Here is a 17,282-nt window from a genome sequence, read left to right as displayed (position 1 = left end):
ATAAAAGCAGTTTATCATGAAAAATTCAAAGAGTTATCTTGTAAGAAAAGGATTACCGTTACTATTAATCCTGTTGAGCGCAGCAATCAGTTGTTCAAAGGATTCCGAAGATTATTCGGGGAACAACGGCGGGAATGGAAACACAGTAAAAATCCAGGGCTTTGCCTTTTCACCGGCAACTATATCCGTGAAAGCTGGAACCACTATAACCTGGACAAACTACGATAATGTGGCACACACAGTAACCAGTGATGACGGGCTTTTCGACAGTGGAAGCATTTCTATGAACGATTCGTTCAGTCAAAAATTCGATTCCACCGGTACCTTTGCTTACCATTGCACTCCGCATCCCCAGATGACGGCCAGTGTGGTGGTCACTGAATAACCGGTTTTCATTTTCTTCCCAGATGCCCCGCAAGGGGCATTTTTTTTAACTGCCCCGGGCAGAAACTCAGTGCTTCTGCGATTTACCGTGTGGCAGGCCTCTGCTGCACGAAGTTCATCAGGGATATTTAAGAAATCTTTTTAACAGCTATCATTTACAAATTGTTATCTTACCCCTGACAATATTGCCTGAGTCCAGCACTTCATAAACATACACACCACCCGGTAGATGGCCCACCTGAATGTGTTCCTGATCCCTTAGTTGCTTCTGAAGTACTAGATTTCCATTGAGATTAAAAATTTTAATAATGACTGAAGAGGATGGTTTGTTCAAATTGACAGCGAGGAAGTCCGATGCGGGATTCGGAAATATCAAAATATCAGATGGTTTTAATGATGCAATTTCGGTTAAACCATCATAATAATTTGTTTCTTTAAAAGATGGCAAATATTCACCGGCCTCGTCATCCCAGTTATAAGTAATTCTTTGTGTTAAGTTACCTGATTCATTGTAAAAGAGATCTGATTTACCTGAATATTTCCAAACAGCGCTTTCAAGTCCGTAATAATGTATATGCATTTTTTGACCCTGATCATTATATTCAGTTTTCATTTCAAACGATAATTCAGAAACTCCTTCATCATTATAATCGAATAATCTGTATAACGTGTCATTGTCGTTTTCATCATAATAGTAACGGTATTCATTCGTGGTATCCCATTTATTTTCTACTGAATTCCATTGAAAGCCTGTGCCTATTTTTTCCTTTCCGGATGGCGTATACAAAACTTCATCCATATATCGTAAACTCCAGATATCTTCTGCCAAATTTTTCTCGAAAACATACTCAACCATTGAATCACCTGCAACGGTATAAGAATATTCATATTTTCCGGTACTGTCCCAGCCAGGAATGGCATCATTCCAATTAAATGAAAACATACCGGTCATTTTGCCGGACGCATCATATGTATAGACATTAGAAAAACGGTTTTCAAATTCACTGACCTCCGGGTTGTAGAAAAGGTCAATGTGAGATAATTTATACCCATTAACATGGTATTTATCGATGACCCTTTCATTAAGTTGCCAAGGCTCAGAATTTAATTCCCGGTGGAATGCAGTCCATTGCACCGTATTTTCCTCATCATCATAGGTAAAAACAAATTTGTCTTTTGTAACCCATTGCCCGAGATAATAGGAAAAGAATGCGCTGTCGGGTTTGTCTTCACCTGACCCCATATTATCAGCGCTTTTTCGTAAGTTCTGGGCACCAACGAGTGATGCCATGAGCATAAAGCTAATGATAAAATAAAATTTTTTCATAGTTTTTGAATTAGGTTATAGTTCTGGATAAGTGTATATTAAGGTACGTAAAATATGGATATTATCCATGACTTTGCGCATAAAAAAATGATTTTCGGCCAACTATCTCAATCATCAATACATCAATAAAACATTTAAACATGAAATACGTACAAGAATTAAATCCTCCCATGTATCCCGCCATAAAAGGAGTTGTAATGGAAATTAATTCAAATAGATTATGAAAAATTTTACTTTACGGTTTTACTTAAGCCTGACCATGGCTTTGTTTCTGATCAGCGGTGCTGTAAATGCCCAGGCAGATAAAAAAGCTGCCGAAATAAAAAAGGCCGAAACTGGTTTGGCCACGGCTAAAAAGAATGTAGCAAAGAATGAAAAGGCACTTGCTGTTGCTGATTCATTGATTGCAAAAGGTACTGAACTATTGAACGAATCCAAAACCGAAACCAAAGCCATAGCCACCGAGCGGAAGGCTCTGGATAAGGAATACGCAGCCAAACAAAAAGCACTAGCCAAGGCAACCGCTTCAAAAGATAAAGCCGAAGCCACCCAGGCCAAAGCGGATCTCAAGGCGCTCGATACAAAATACAAAGCCGATACCAAGGCATTGGATACCCGCCTAAAAGTCGCCACCACCAAGGCAACAACCGGTGATGCCAACTTAAGCAAAGGGAAAACAGGTAAAAAGACAGCCGGTGATGGACTCAAGACCGCCCAGGCCGCACTCGACATAGCCCAGGAAAAATACGATGCAGCTACCGGCGTTACACCTCCGGAAGAAGTAGGAAAAAAGAAGAAGAAATAATACGGCTATTAGACTATTACACTATTAGCAATTTAAGTAATAAGGGATTAAGGCTTAGAGCTAAATTTACGATATAACGATTTACGATTTACGATTGGTTTTCAATTCGTAAATCGTAAATCTAAAATCGTAAATAATGAGACCATCACACAAAAACCATGAAACCCGCAATCGTCCTCATAGCTGGGCGAAGTCTCCGACTTCGTCCTACCGCGAAATCCAAAGACTGATAGTCCCTATGGTCCTTCAACCCATAAAACCATTTGCACAAAAACCATGAAACCCACAATCGTCCTCTTATTGTTGTTCCTCCAATCCTTCGCCCTTTATTCACAAACCGATACTGTATTCTGGTTCGCCGCACCCGATGTTTCAAACGTTCACGGAACACCTTTACAGAACGGGGCTCCTGTTATCCTGCATATTACTGCTCAGGAAACTACAACAGTAACTGTTTCACAACCTGCCAATGTTTCGTTTTTACCAATTACCTTCTCACTGAATAAAAATGAAAGAAGGTCAATCCGGCTCGATACCTGCACCACGATCGACCAGATTGAAAATTACCCGCAGGCTTTACCGTTAACACCCGGAAATGCTCAGAAAAAGGCGTTCAAAATCAGCTCTTCCGGAGGTAAGATCTCAGTGATTTATGATCTCGATAACCCCTATAACCGCGAGCTGTTCACCCTCAAAGGCCGTAATGCCATGGGGAAGAACTTTTTTGTTTCCACTCAGAATTTTTTTCCCAATGGAACTTACGGTGGAACCGCATGGAGCGGATTTGTGATCGCTGCCACTAAAAACAACACCCGTATTGTGGTGTACCCGAATGACGATTGGTATTATTTTGATACCAACCCGGGCGATTCCTTAGTGCTTGTGCTCAATGCCGGCGAGACGTTTGCCTTCAGGGCTGCTGCAACCGCTGCTAACCGTCACATTAACGGCGTTCCTGTTAAATCGGATAAAGACATAGTGATTACCTGGTACGACGATTCAATAACCAAGAAGAATGCGGCCAATACAACCTGCACCACATCTCTTTCATTTGATATAATCGGAGATCAACTGGTACCGGTAAACCATATTGGTAAAGAATATGTCATTGTAAAAGGACAGCTCACAACTATTTCTGCCCCTAATTGCCCGGCTGACGGAGGAGACAGGATCTTCATAACATCTACCGAACCCAATACGGATATTGCTGTCAATGGAGTTTCAGTAGCTACAATCGCATTAGCCGGACAAGTGTTCAATTATCCGGTTGAGACCACATCCCTTCATGTACTGGCATCCAAACCTGTTTATATTACCCATGTAACGGGCTTTGGAGGAGAAACCGGTGCCGCATTAATTCCTTCTGTTGATAACAGTGCAGGTTCTGAAAAAATTGCTTTTACCCGTTCACCCAATGTTTCTGATGGTTTTCAACTAAATCTTGCAGTCAGGAATGTCACCAATTTCTACCAGATTAATACCGTGGATGCGTTTATCCTTACAACCCCATCTCAGGGCTGGATTTCTGTACCCGGCTATTCATTTGAACCAACAAGTGATTCTGCATGGCTGGTTCTTAAAAAAACTCCGGATGTACTTTCATTTATGAGTAATTACATTAAACCCGGAGAAACGGTCACTCTTGAAAACAATGTTGCCGGGTTCCAACTGGGTATCATTAGCGGTGGTGCATCTTCCGGAGCAAAATACGGGTATGTCACCGATTTTTCTCCGAAACCGGTTAAGCAGGTTGCACAAAGCAAGGACTCGCTTATGATTACAATATCCTCAAGGATTCTTCCATACGATTATGATGAAGATGAACTGCTGGTGCTGAAAATAACGGATACGGTTACCAATAGAATTTGGTATGATACAGCAGCAATCGTAACCAAAGCCCATGGTTTTCAGGATACCGTTTATGTGGATTCGGGCACCTATAAATGTGAAATCCTTGATATGGGAGCCAACGTGGAAAATCCCGTTATTAAGGTGGATGGCCACCATATTATTCCCTGGGGCTACCCAGATTATGAATATTACTTATTCAATTTGCCGGGCACTTATGACACTGAAAATACAATATGGCTGAGCGCCTGCGATTCCCTGGTATCCCCAAGCAAAAAATACACCTGGTATAATGACGGGGTTTATTATGATACCATTCCCAATGCCGAAGGTTTTGATTCGTTGATGATCGTTAACCTTGATATTAAAAACAGATCATTTGCAGTACTGAATGAAACGGCATGCGAAAGCTACGTCTCACCCGGAGGGCAGTTATTGGAAACATCGGGTACCTATCAAGAAACCATTCCCAATTCTGCAGGCTGTGACAGTAACATCACCATCAATCTCACGGTGATTAAAATCGACAACACGGTGGAAACCATTTCCGGAACAATGAAAGCAGCAGTGGAAGATGCATCGTACCAATGGCTGGTATGTACATCGGGACTGGATATCGAAGGGGCCACTGATCAGATGTATACACCGGTGGTCACAGGGTTATATGCGGTGCGGTTAACGAAGGACGGATGTGCTGTCACCAGTAACTGCATCCCCATAACTATTACCGCCAGCAGCGATTATGATGTGCCCGGGCTTGTGTATTATCCAAACCCGGTAACCGATGAGCTTAGAATCGACCTTAAGGAAGAATACGCCCTGGTTAAATTAACCATTACTGATCTGTCAGGCCGGTTAATGCTCCAACAGCAGTTTTCAGGCCTGAAAAACATCCGAATCAATACCGGGTCATTCACTTCCGGCCTCTATTTCATCAGCCTGCAGGCTGATGACAAGCAGGCTGAATTTAAAATTGTGAAGTAACACCTCACCCCCTGCCCCCTCTCCTGCCAGGAGAGGGGAAGAACGCACGGCAGAGACATTTTACTCATGCGATTTGCGATTTGACGATTTACGATTAGCCAATCTGTTTCCGGGTTTTCTACTCGTAAATCGTAAATCTAGAATCGTAAATACTGAATTCTGGTAACTGGTTAGTCCCTTGGTCCCCACTGTCCCTACCGTCTCTATCGTACCGGAAAATCCTGTTTATAACCGGCTGGTACGACATGACAACCCTGATGGAAGAAAATGTGCTGCCCCTCTACCGCAAATTACATTCACTCGGCGCCACAGGCATTTCAATAGAAGCCTTTAACACAACCCATCGCTATCCCGAAGTAAGACAGGAACTGGCCGATGCCATTGCGAAGTGGATTGGAAAATAGAAGATGCCGGATTTTGGATGTTCTCAGCATGACTGAGCTTGTGGTTACTGAGCTTCCTAAGTGTCGAAGTCATGCTGGTTCTGTCATGGCGAGAAATCAATCTCCCACATTCATTGCAAACTCATGGCATCCTCTTTCCGTCAGCAGTTCAAGCGCCGGTTCAATTTTACCCCTCACAGCGTTCCCGGCTTTTCGCCTGCAGAAGGGACAAGCATGGATATCGCCGATTGAATCAATGTAGAAATACCGGTTGCCTGCACCGAGGCACCCAACCCGCCTCTGGTGATATCCGGGATACATCAGAACCGGGTATTTTCTGTATTTATTTGATGAATTGACTTCAACAAAAAACTGTTCTGCCATCTCTGTTTGCTCCGGGGACAAACCCACATCAAGACCGGAATATCGGCCGGTTGCCCGAGGTTCAAGTAACCGGATCATGCCTACACCCCATTCTTTTGCCAGTTCAAGATATACATGCAGATTGTCCTCATTCACGAACGAGCGTGTCATACAAATCGACAGGCTGGTTAAAATACCATATTTACCGCAATTCAGGACGGCCTCTCTGGCCCAATCGAACGATTTTTCATTCCTTCGGAATTCATTGTGCAGATCTTCATCCCAGTGGTCCAGGCTGATGTCGGCACCCACCAGTCCCGACTCCTTTAACATCCGGGCTTTTTCTTCAGTGAGTCCAAACCCTGATGTCAGTATCCAGAAATCCACACCGCCCGGAGATGACTGTAAAATCTGCAGGAGGTCATCAAAACGGGCCAGTGGCTCGCCGCCACTTAACTGGATGTGATGAACCTTCATTTCATACAAATCCTTCATGATCTTCATGAGTTGTGCTAAAGACAATGCATCGGTTGCTGAAATATTCTCCCATTCATAGCAATGACTGCACCGAAGATAACACCGGTTGGTTATGGCAAAAATCACAGTGTGTATAGGAAGATTTCCCTTTTCTGTATGAATCACCCGATCAATTTCAGCTTTCACAAAAGAAGTAAAAGAACGGGAAGGCCAGCCGGGTATTGTATCGGAAAAATAGTATTTACCTCCGGATCGGATATACCGCTTAATATAGGCTGTTCCGAAGATACGTGCCCTTCTTTTTTTGATTTGTTGAAGCACCCTGTAGGCGCGCAAAGGATTTTTAAAAAGGACAAGCGTCATTCTGAAAATGGACAACCGGATCAGGGTCCGGACGATCCGGGCCCTGAATCCGCTTGCTATTCTATTTGAATTGACGTTCAATGCGAGTGATTAATGGGTTAAGGAAAGGCTCTGGTCACTAATTGTTTTGAGATAAAGCTGATGCGAATAACCGGGCAACCGGTCTGCTTTTCTGAATTCCCTCAACGCTTCAGTCTGTGGTTTCCCCTGAGGATTCCTGAGGATTTTGTAATATCCTTTACTATGTAGTAACAGGGTTCTTGCCTGATTCGCTTTAGCAGGTTTTTCAAAGGTTAAATTCACTTCATTCCCTATTATTTCCTGGTCATAATAGTTGGTATCAGCCACACTTAACGCCTGCTTCCTGTCAATTCCGTTTTCATCTGTTGCTGTCATCAAAGGGCATTCAGAAATGGTAACCTGGGAGTTATGTGTAAAATCGATTCCTGCGTAATCGATATCCCAGAAGAGAAATCCATAATCCAACTTTATTGTTAGTGTATCCGATTTTATTCCGTCCAAGTTGAATGCCAGGATGTCATCTTTGAAAGCCATGGGACCTGCAATGTTGAAATAGTCGATCAAAACCCACTGACCTTCCTTTTCTACATAAACAGTAAGGGGAATATGCTGATCCGACATCCATTTTCTGAGTTCCTCTCCGGATGCCTTTTCCTGTTTTTTTGAAAACTCTGTGTAAGCATCCCCGAACATATCATGAAAGCGGGCAATTACCGTTTCAAGCCAGAAGTCATTTTTTGCTCTGACAATGAGTTTTGCGGAATCAGCTGAAGCAGGGCGGTTGAACGTAAGAATAACTTCCTCGATTCCTTTGTCACTTATCATTTTTGGATCGCCTGTATAGAAAAGAGAATCCCGCGAATTTATGAGAGGCAGAATATTGATTCCTCCTGCATTAATACACGACAAAGGTTTCACAGGAGCATGAAATGTCTGCAGCCGGCCATTTTTGTCTACAAGTACAGAAACATCTGCCGGGTGGTCTATAGCAACAAGCTCCGCCAGGTTAATATGCTGTATTTCTTTTATTTTATTGGAGATTTTGACAGAATAAAAGCCGTCCTTATCATAGAGCTTTTGCAGGGGCAAATAATCTTCTCTTTCAATCCCCGGTTGCGTGGCCCCGCTAAAAATTTCACCTGTGAAGGAATAGTTATTGCCATCAAAAGTATAAACAAAAGGACAGGATTCCTTGGTAAGCAAAATAATGAGTGAAATGATTCCGGCGATTGAGGCCCCGACTACCATAAAGGAAAATACCCAGGAAGCCACTGTCAGCCCGGTTGCAGGATCATACACCTCAATTTTCTGAATAGATTTTAGTGGAATATCAAAGCTCCCGTTCTTAAGTTCCAATCCTGATGCATAGATGTGAACTTCATCATTAACGGCAGATTCGTTTCTTCGGTAACGGTTCGGTTTTGGTTGATGTGCTGTTTTGTAAAATATATGTCCTGAAAGATCTTCCAGAGTTCCTGATATTTTTATGGTATCCACTGAGATATTAAAAATATGTTTTACCTGGTCGTCCGAGTGCAAAATGTAAAAATTGAACTTCTTGCTTAGATTTTGCATAGTGACTTCGGGAGGATCTTCAGCAGGAACAACCTTGTAGAAATAACACCCGTTCATCAGGTTCAGGAAAGACACAATCAGCATTGCCGCAATAAAACGACTGATCCTGGCTGATCTTATAAAATTGTTCATGGGATTGGGATTAGGGATTAATCTAAAGGTACAAAAAAATCAGCGCTTTGTCAATACCGTTTCAAAATGCATTTGAACCACGGAGTGGTTGAATTTGAATAGCGCCGGCTGAAAGCCGGTGTAATCGAATGTTTTATATACACGGACTTATAACCACGGAGTGGTTGAATATGAAAAACAACGGTTGAATACCGCTGTGTTAAAAAAGTTTCTTTATGTTCAAATTCAACCGCTAACGCGGCTGTGAAACCATGAATGCCAATAACACCGGCTTTCAGCCGGCGCTACTCACATTAATCCGCTAGCGCGGATTGCATTCAACCCCATGCCAGGCGAAGTCTCCGACTTCGTCTTACCGTTAAACAGAAGTGCCAGGTGAAGTCTGTGACTTCACCTGACCTGATCAACTTGCTAGGCGAAGTCTGTGACTTCGTCTGAACGCCATACATCAAACTTCAAACCTCAAACATTTCTTCTTACCTTTGATCAACATCCCCACACCATGAAAAACACAATTTTTTTACTTCTCATCATGCTTTCAGGTATTGCTTCAGGTCAGTCACCTGCTCCGCGGGTGCTGGTGATTACTGGCGGACACGATTACAATATCAGTGCATTCAATGGAATGTTCGACAGCCTGCCCGGCAAGATAACCCATAGGGTTGCCGAATTACCGGGTGCCTTTGACCTGTTCAAAAAAGAGCACCGTGATGAATATGATGTGGTCGTATTTTACCATATGTGGCAGGATATTACTGCGGAACAGGCTGCCGATCTTTCAGCCTGCATTAAGGAAGGAAAACCCCTTGTTGTGCTGCATCACAGCATCTGTGCTTTCGACGACTGGGATGAATATGTGAATATCACCGGTGGACGGTATTTTCACCGGAAAGATACAATCGACGGGCATATCTATGGTGAATCCTCCTATCAGCATGACGTGCCTGTCCACCTGGTGGTAAAAGATAAGAATCATCCGGTTACCCGGGGTATCCCTGATTTCACCATGGTGGATGAGACGTACGATAATTTCTACGTACAACCCGGAATAATCACGCTGATTACAACGGATACCCCCGGTAGTACCGGCATCATCGGCTGGACAAAACAATATGGCAAAGCCCGTGTTGTAACGTTGCAGTCGGGGCACAATGAAATCGCCTTCCGGAATGCAAATTTCAGGAGGCTGTTGTGGCAGGCAATTCAATTTACGATTTACGATTGACGATTTCAGTGACTGGTGACTGGTGATTGGTTGCTGTGCTAGGCGAAGTCTCCGACTTCGTCTGACCTTCTGAACCCCTAAACCCCTAAACCCCTTAACAGCTAAAAAATGTACAACCACTCCCTCGCCGACCGCATCCGCGCCCGCATGGCCGTTTTACCAAACATGGAAGAAAAAGAAATGATGGGCGGAATCGTATTCATGTACAATGGTAAGATGTGTGTGGGTGTCATCAAGGATGAAATGATGTGCCGCATCGATCCTGGAATCCACAATGAACTGGTTGAAAAAAGAGGCTGCCGTACGATGGATTTCACCAAACGCCCGATGATCGGCTATGTGCTTATCGATGATACCGGCATGAGATCCGAAAAAGACTTCGAATACTGGATCAGCCTCTGCCTGGATTATAATAAAAAAGCAAAGGCTTCGAAGAAGAGGAAATAATAATTAGGTTCCTCCTTTCAGTCGGAATGACATCACGATCATTAAAATATGGGGAAGGATGGGGCGGCTCCGCCGCCCCATCCTTCCCATTTTAATACAGTGCAAATTGTCATTTCGAGCAAAGCGAGAAACCTGTAAGAATAAAATCAGAAAAAGTCCAAACATCAAACCTTAACCGGTTCTCCGATTTTTGCGTATAAATAGAAAACCGCATCAAATGCGTTTGAAATTCTTTATTCTGTTATTATGCCTGTGCGCCCCTATGGTAGCCCAGGATTATGTGGACATTCCGGTGATCAACGCCTGGATCGAAGGCGGAGCATACCGGGTAAGGCCTGTGTTATTCGACCGGACTGCCGGGGTGGACCTGGCTTTAAAATTCCAGTATAACCGGGTATTGTCGGAAGTCCAGTACATGGATATCTTCGACAGCGAACATACCGAACTCGGGCTATTTGATCGCCAAAACCATTACCATGCGTTTAACTTTTTGTTGGGAATAACCAACCGGGAATGTAAATCCGGACATGTTTCCATTTCATCAGGGTTAGGCTTATTCTACGGAGAAATTACCGAGCAGGAAACCGAACACTTTGCCACCATCGGTCTGCCCGTTGAAGCAGCTGTAAGCTTGAATTTAGGCCCGATTGCCGGCCTCCAGCTGAGGGCATTCACCAACCTCAATTTCCGCCACTCCTTTTACGGCCTCGGCATGGACATTCAGCTGGGTAAAATGAGGAGGTTTTTATAAACTGCCGCAGGCAGCCATCGGGAAAATCCGCGGGAAAACGCATCACCCAATTGAAAAAATTCCCAAATTTATCTACCCAATTCTGATAAATAGTTCGCGCTATGCATTTCACCCATTTCAGGAAACGCCTTCTTAACATGCTGATCCTGGTTCCTGCATTTTATACAGGCAACCATCTGGCAGCCCAGAATTACAAAATCTACCCGGATTCCCTCAATGTGACTAATGAGATTACAGTCTCCGATTTTCTTCAGGGCCGGGTCAGCGGACTGGATATCATTGCATCATCAGGCGACCCGGGAAGAAATGCTCAAATGATTTTAAGAGGACTAAGTCATAACGGAATTAATACTCCTCTCATAGTGATTGACGGAATACCCTGGTGGTCACCGGAACAAATTGATCGACCTTTCGTTCCGGCCAGTGAAGAACCAAGGTGTTTAATTCCTGTGTCTTTAAAAGATATTGCGTCAATCGAAATTCTGAAAGACGGCTCTGCGGTTTCTCAATTTGGTGCGGAAGGAGCAAACGGGGCGATCCTGATTGAAACGAAAAAAGGAGGCCCACAAAAGATGCACCTTTCTTACCAGTTTAATCAGAGCCTGGTGCAAAAACCTTCTTATATGCCAATGCTCAGTGGGGATGAATATATCATGTACCAGCTGGAGGCCTGGCATAATGCCGAAGGGGTATTTGAAATACCCCCTGAAATTTCGTATGACAGAGATTATTCAGGTTTTTATAATTACTCGGCCAACACTGACTGGGTTAAAGCAGTTACCCAAAGAGGTGCTGCCACGAACCATTTCTTGAACATCAGCGGGGGAAATAAAAAGAGCCGGTATTATGGCTCCATGAATTTCCTCGATCAAAAAGGTTCATTGATCAACAGCGGTTACAATAGATTTCTCGGAAGAATGTTCTATGAACGTTACTTCACCGATAAACTGACGGCATCATTGCAATTAAGCAACGCTTTTAACAAGTATGATGTCAACGTAAGCATGTACGATATGGATATCCTGGAAATGGCCTTCATAAAAGCCCCCAATATGAGCATTTGGGAATATGATTCATCAGGTAACCGAACAGGGGATTATTTTGTCCCTTCTCAGAATTACCAGGGCCCTGGCTTATCTTATTTTAATCCCGTAGCAGTATCCGAACTGGGGAATTCAGGCAACAAACAGAATGATTTCATGGCAACCGTCCGGTTACACTATGCCTTAACCGGATGGCTTCGTTTCGCCGAAATATTTACCTGGTTGAGATCATCAGCAGACTATAGCAATTATCTGCCAAGAAAAGCGATCTTCAACGATTCAGAGCCGTTTGATGTTATAAATAGCCACTTTGATCAGTTCTCCAAACAGTACCGGAATGAAGTCCAGGCTTTGTTTAAGATACCTTTTAAAAATGAAGAAAGGAATGAACTGAGTGGAACCCTCTCATACATCAATCAATACATGATTAATAAAACAGGGTATAATCCTCCGTTTGATGATAAACATGATTACAGCAGAAACTCGGTCAGTTCTTCATTAATGTACAGGTATCAGAACCGATATATGCTGAATGTCAATACCAGGATTGAATCGCTGTATAATGATCAGGATATTTGGGACAAACATTTTGGTATTTCAGCCGGATGGCGTTTTTCTGATGAACCTTTTTTAAAAGCATTGCATTTGCCAGAAGCAATGATTTATTCCGGTTTGAGCTATGCGGATTATTTTCCGTTCAGGTTTTATCAAATGATTTCTACGTGGCATCAAACCCCTGTACACGTGAGAACCTTTAATTCCGGCATTCACCTGGGCACCTTCAGTAACCGGGTACGTTTCACTGCTGAATTTTACAGTAAATTCTACAGCCAGGATATTATAGAAACCGGTTTTGTTGCTGAATCAAAAAGCAGAAGCAGAGGCTGGGAGGTAATGATTGATGATGAATTAATAAAAACCAGAAATGTAAAATGGCAGGTTAATGTTAACCTGGCTCATAATAACTCGCAGTATGTTAAAGTGCCTGAAATTATGACTACCGGAATGCTTGAAAACGGAAAATTTCTGGGCAGAATTGATGATAATACCCCCCGGAGTGAAATATATGGTTTGAAATATGAGGGCTTATATGCCACCGGTGACGATGTCATAGCGCATGATCGCAACGGTGATATTATTTATAATAACCTGGGTGAACCGGGCATTAACCGGTATGATTACCGGGGCAACCATAAGAATTTCCAGGCCGGCGATGTAAAATATAAGGATTTGAATTATGACGGAATAATCAATGAAAATGATGTCGTTTACCTTGGGAATTCTTATCCCAAATTCACAGGCGGATTCGGAAGTACGGTGAAATATAAAAATCTGTCCCTCACAGGCAATTTCCATTTCCGGTCAGGTTACAAAGTAATGAGACTGGCTGCCCTTGAATCCGAAGGAATGGTTTCCTTAAATAACCAGAGCAGAGAAGTCATTAACCGGTGGAAGGTAGAGGGACAGGGAACGGATCTTATTCACAGGGCTTACAAGGGCCATCCTGCCAATAACCTTGGCTCGGACAGATATGTAGCTAATGGTGGTTTTCTGAGGTTGAACTATGTAAGCCTGGGATATAATCTGAATCCCCGCATATGCCAATACCTGCACTTAAGTGAAATTTCACTCAACATGAGTGCTCAGCGTTTATTCACCATTTCCGGTTATGACGGTGTTGATCCTGAAATAGAAATGGAATCAAACGGATGGCACCAGGATGTGATCCGGGCCTATCCGCCGAAGATTTACACATTCAGTATAGAGGTTAGGTTGTAGAATTACTGCCTTTGTGCTCTAAGTGTTCCTAGTGTTCTTCGTGTTAAATTTTCAAACTGCCGCAGGCTGTAACTCTGCGTCTCCGCACCTCTGCGGGAAACCGCCTAAGGCAGAAAGCGCCGCAGGGCGCCTTTGTGCCTTTAAGCGTATTAGACTCAACCAATCTTAGTGCCTTTGTGCCTTAGTGGCTAATAATTAGTTGTTAATAGTTACAAAGCCTTCACCGGTATACAAATATCCACCCTGAACTTCTTCTGCGGATCGAGTTCGCCGTTGTTGTGATACAACTCATACGGGCATGCATCGGCCGGCTGATAACCGCTCTGGGAGAGCCACACACAGGTTGAATCCCATGCCTGCTGGAATTCATGGGTAAAAATCTCGAATTCGCCGACAACATACTTACCGCCGGGAATCTTCATTTTACCTATTTCCCCCTCGGTTTTTACATCACCTTTAACAGTGATACAGGCACTCTGGCGGATCTTTTCCGCATCGGTAACCTTCGGATCATCATGATAATACGTCAATCCCTTTGTTTCCGGGAATTGCAGCAATCCGCGGGGACCTGCCCATCTGAATAATTTCTCATACGCCTGGCCGATCTGGTCGAACCTGCCGGTGTGGCGGCAATACAGAACGTCCATTGCCGGCATGTCTTTGATTTGAAAATTGTCTTTCATGGTACTGATGTTTAAATTGTTTTCACAAACATAGTCCATGGTCATTTCTGACAATTTACTGTTCTTGCTGAGCGATTGACGATTCTTGCTGTCTTTACTCCAACTTTTGCGAAATTCGCCGGCGCTGATCCTGAACCTGTCCTTAAAATTCCGGCAGAAAACGGAGGTGCTGTTGAATCCGCATATCACGGCAACTTCCGAAACAGGTATATCGGGATCATTGATCAATAGGCTGGCCGCCTTTTCAATACGCAGTCGTTTAATAAAATCATACAGCGTTTCACCCACAAAGGCGGCAAAGATCCGGTGAAAATGAAACGGTGAAAAACTGGCAACCGATGAAAGGATTTCAAGCGACAGTTCCTCGTCAATATGTTCTTCGATATAATCGATTACCTTGTTAATCCGGTGAATGTATTCTTTCTGATAGGCGTTCATGGAGTGTGGGGATGAAAGGGGGAAAGGTAGGAATTTTTTCTTTTCTCCTCGTTTTGTCACGGCCAACCCGCGGTGCTTTGAATCAGGCAGTGCTTTAATCACAGGCACACCCCCTGAAAGCAATGCTTTCAGCCATTCGTGCCATTAGTTTTAATAAATTACTTCGTCTTTAATTCGTGCATTCGTGGTTATAAAGTGGAATTCTATTTGTCTTTAATTAGTGCATTCGTGGTTAAATTTTTTAAACCGCCATCGGCGGTTCCTCTGCGTCTCCGCGCATCTGCGAGAAATTCTGCGAGAAACCTTCCTCAGAAATTGCTTTTAAACGCCCTGTCCACAATCGGGTTTGCCATAAACGCCGGAAGCCCCAGTTTCTCCACCGCACACTGGCATGAAACCGGAAATTCATCAGTTTTGCCTTTATAGCAACTTTTCACCGCCCTGTCGACGCTTCTCATGTATTCTTCGCCTTCTTCCAGCAATCTGGAGATTGCGGTTTTATTTCTCACGGGAGGAGTCCAGGACGTCAGCAGCATATCGTATTGGTCGTTATTCCGGATTGCCTCCAGCGATTGCATGAGATCGCGGTAATTGTCGTAATTGGGAATATCGTTTTTCAACGGAACAGAATCCGCTGTAAACAGGATCCGGTCTTCTTTGAACAAAATATTCAGCGACCCGGCGGAATGTCCGGGAGCATGAATAAATCGTAAGGTGCAATTTTGTTTTATCTTTATTTCCTGATGATCCGGAATAAATTCATCAATAACAACATTTCTGTCCACCAGGTTAAGGAACCCGGGTACAGGACGCTGTTGCATTTGCACTTCAATGTTTTCAATCCATTCCCTTTCCGCGGCATGGGCCATAACCTTGCAGCCGGTTATTTCCTTGATCCTCGCGGCACAGCCGATATGATCGGGATGGGAATGAGATAAAATAACAGTCCCGATTTCTGAGGCGTTCCTGTTGATACTCCGGATATAATCAACTATTTTCTGTTCACTTCCTTTTACGCCTGTATCGATAAGGGTTATTTTATCTCCAAGGATAATCAATACATTGACAAATCGTGGCAGTTTTTTATCCGGGCTTAATGCGATTTCAAAATCGATCTGCAGCAGGTGAAGGTTTTCTGTGAGTTTCATAGCAGTGTTTATTTGTTAAGGGGGTTACGGCCGGAGGGTATTGACTGCAAATCTATAAAAAAACTATAAGCACATGAGCCTCCTATGCAAACACCTCACCCCTGCCCCTCTTCCCGCCGAAGCGGGACAGACTCTGAAAGAGAGGGGAAGAACGCATTGGCAAAAGTTATCTCTCTGAATCGCAATGTCCCTCATTCATTGATAAACGAACCAACATCAGCACTGGTACACCCCCTGAAAGCAACGCTTTCAGCCATTCGTGCCATTAGTTTAAATAAAATAATTCGTCTTCAATTCGTGCATTCGTGGTTATAAAGTGGAATTCCGCCAGCGGTTTGAGAAGAGGTGCCTCTGCGAAAACCGAAGGTTTGAGCCCTTAGCGCTCTTTGCGTAAAACGGTAGGTTTCTTACTGAAAATAATCTATGAACGTAGGAATCGGACATTGTTTCTCAATTGATAACAAATCCTTTGCGATTAAATTTTTACTCGTAACCGGGCGTGTATTCGAGGTTCGATCTAATTACAATATTTGTCGATTAGCTTTTGTTGTTCGCCGTTTTTTATTGCCTTATCTGAAATACGTTTTAAAAGAGGAAATAGCAGTGATAACATTCCGGGGATATTCATATCACTCATGCATACAACAATTGCCGTATGCTTTAAACTTTTGGGAACCGATTTATTATCGGTAAGGCCATCGGCAGCCAACCCATAAATTATCCTCAATGAATTTTCAAACCCGGTATGTCCTGGTCTTACTTTAACATTGAATTTAATCTCTTTGTCGGTTGGATTATAGAATCTATGCAGTGACATGGGAGTAACCGTGTATGATTCTCCTGCATTCAGGATCTTTGTTTCTTTCCCTAATTTTAAACCCAGTTCTCCGTTAATTGCAGTAAAAGTTTCAGAATACGTTTTATGGTAATGCAGAGGATTTCCTCCTCCCGGCATAAGGGTAATTTCAGCTTCAGTTATTTTTCCATTTGATTCTTCATCTGTCTGCAGGAAGGTTAAAATGTCTTTAATGATGGGATTTACGATTGTCCTTTTCATTTTTGAAGAGATTAATTTATTCCTGGAGAATTTTAACATGGCTATAACA

At 43.2% G+C, this 17,282-nt stretch carries 14 protein-coding genes; 8 read left to right on the top strand and 6 right to left on the bottom strand.

What is annotated here, in order from left to right; all coding sequences use genetic code 11:
- Positions 1 to 16: 16 nt before the first annotated feature.
- Positions 17 to 385 (top strand): cupredoxin family copper-binding protein, encoded by a 369-nt coding sequence (locus VK179_15465; GenBank protein HLO60147.1) that lies wholly within the window; start codon positions 17 to 19, stop codon positions 383 to 385.
- A gap of 150 nt (positions 386 to 535) precedes the next feature.
- Here the strand turns inward: VK179_15465 and VK179_15460 are convergent, their stop codons facing one another.
- On the bottom strand, positions 536 to 1,711 hold the full coding sequence (locus VK179_15460; GenBank protein HLO60146.1) for a T9SS type A sorting domain-containing protein: 1,176 nt from the start codon (positions 1,709 to 1,711) through the stop codon (positions 536 to 538).
- Between the two features lie 220 nt (positions 1,712 to 1,931).
- Here VK179_15460 and VK179_15455 point away from each other — a divergent pair, with 220 nt between their 5' ends.
- The 3 genes from VK179_15455 to VK179_15445 all read left to right on the top strand — a co-directional run bounded on the left by VK179_15455 (position 1,932) and on the right by VK179_15445 (position 5,752).
- On the top strand, positions 1,932 to 2,516 hold the full coding sequence (locus VK179_15455) for a hypothetical protein (protein ID HLO60145.1): 585 nt from the start codon (positions 1,932 to 1,934) through the stop codon (positions 2,514 to 2,516).
- 276 nt (positions 2,517 to 2,792) lie between these two features.
- Positions 2,793 to 5,348: a T9SS type A sorting domain-containing protein gene (locus VK179_15450; protein HLO60144.1), complete on the top strand. Its 2,556-nt coding sequence runs from the start codon at positions 2,793 to 2,795 to the stop codon at positions 5,346 to 5,348.
- Between the two features lie 245 nt (positions 5,349 to 5,593).
- Positions 5,594 to 5,752 carry a hypothetical protein gene (locus VK179_15445; GenBank protein HLO60143.1) on the top strand — a complete coding sequence of 53 codons (159 nt, stop codon included), beginning with the start codon at positions 5,594 to 5,596 and terminating at the stop codon, positions 5,750 to 5,752.
- 96 nt (positions 5,753 to 5,848) lie between these two features.
- Here the strand turns inward: VK179_15445 and VK179_15440 are convergent, their stop codons facing one another.
- Together VK179_15440 and VK179_15435 are read right to left on the bottom strand one after the other, a co-directional pair.
- A complete protein-coding gene (locus VK179_15440; GenBank protein ID HLO60142.1) occupies positions 5,849 to 7,015 on the bottom strand; it encodes a radical SAM protein in 1,167 nt (388 codons plus the stop codon).
- A gap of 9 nt (positions 7,016 to 7,024) precedes the next feature.
- The gene (locus tag VK179_15435) at positions 7,025 to 8,662 is read right to left on the bottom strand and encodes a hypothetical protein (GenBank protein ID HLO60141.1); all 1,638 of its coding nucleotides are present in this window, start codon (positions 8,660 to 8,662) and stop codon (positions 7,025 to 7,027) included.
- Between the two features lie 502 nt (positions 8,663 to 9,164).
- Between VK179_15435 and VK179_15430 the strand changes: the two genes are divergently transcribed.
- From VK179_15430 to VK179_15415, 4 genes are all read left to right on the top strand, one after another.
- The gene (locus VK179_15430) at positions 9,165 to 9,887 is read left to right on the top strand and encodes a ThuA domain-containing protein (protein HLO60140.1); all 723 of its coding nucleotides are present in this window, start codon (positions 9,165 to 9,167) and stop codon (positions 9,885 to 9,887) included.
- A gap of 108 nt (positions 9,888 to 9,995) precedes the next feature.
- Positions 9,996 to 10,334, top strand: coding sequence for a TfoX/Sxy family protein (locus VK179_15425; protein ID HLO60139.1), 339 nt, complete (start codon positions 9,996 to 9,998; stop codon positions 10,332 to 10,334).
- A 217-nt stretch (positions 10,335 to 10,551) separates the two neighbouring features.
- Positions 10,552 to 11,085 (top strand): hypothetical protein, encoded by a 534-nt coding sequence (locus tag VK179_15420; GenBank protein HLO60138.1) that lies wholly within the window; start codon positions 10,552 to 10,554, stop codon positions 11,083 to 11,085.
- A 101-nt stretch (positions 11,086 to 11,186) separates the two neighbouring features.
- Positions 11,187 to 13,907 carry a TonB-dependent receptor plug domain-containing protein gene (locus VK179_15415; GenBank protein HLO60137.1) on the top strand — a complete coding sequence of 907 codons (2,721 nt, stop codon included), beginning with the start codon at positions 11,187 to 11,189 and terminating at the stop codon, positions 13,905 to 13,907.
- Between the two features lie 209 nt (positions 13,908 to 14,116).
- Here VK179_15415 and VK179_15410 read toward each other — a convergent pair whose 3' ends face one another.
- From VK179_15410 to VK179_15400, 3 genes are all read right to left on the bottom strand, one after another.
- Positions 14,117 to 15,028, bottom strand: coding sequence for a GyrI-like domain-containing protein (locus tag VK179_15410; protein ID HLO60136.1), 912 nt, complete (start codon positions 15,026 to 15,028; stop codon positions 14,117 to 14,119).
- Between the two features lie 308 nt (positions 15,029 to 15,336).
- A complete protein-coding gene (locus VK179_15405) occupies positions 15,337 to 16,176 on the bottom strand; it encodes an MBL fold metallo-hydrolase (GenBank protein ID HLO60135.1) in 840 nt (279 codons plus the stop codon).
- A gap of 517 nt (positions 16,177 to 16,693) precedes the next feature.
- Positions 16,694 to 17,233 carry a cupin domain-containing protein gene (locus tag VK179_15400; GenBank protein HLO60134.1) on the bottom strand — a complete coding sequence of 180 codons (540 nt, stop codon included), beginning with the start codon at positions 17,231 to 17,233 and terminating at the stop codon, positions 16,694 to 16,696.
- Between the last annotated feature and the right edge of the window lie 49 nt (positions 17,234 to 17,282).

The sequence above is a fragment of the Bacteroidales bacterium genome, from assembly GCA_035299085.1.
GTDB lineage: Bacteria > Bacteroidota > Bacteroidia > Bacteroidales > UBA10428 > UBA5072.
The sequence above is the reverse complement of the archived record's forward strand: the minus strand, read 5'-3'. Positions and strand labels throughout refer to the sequence as shown.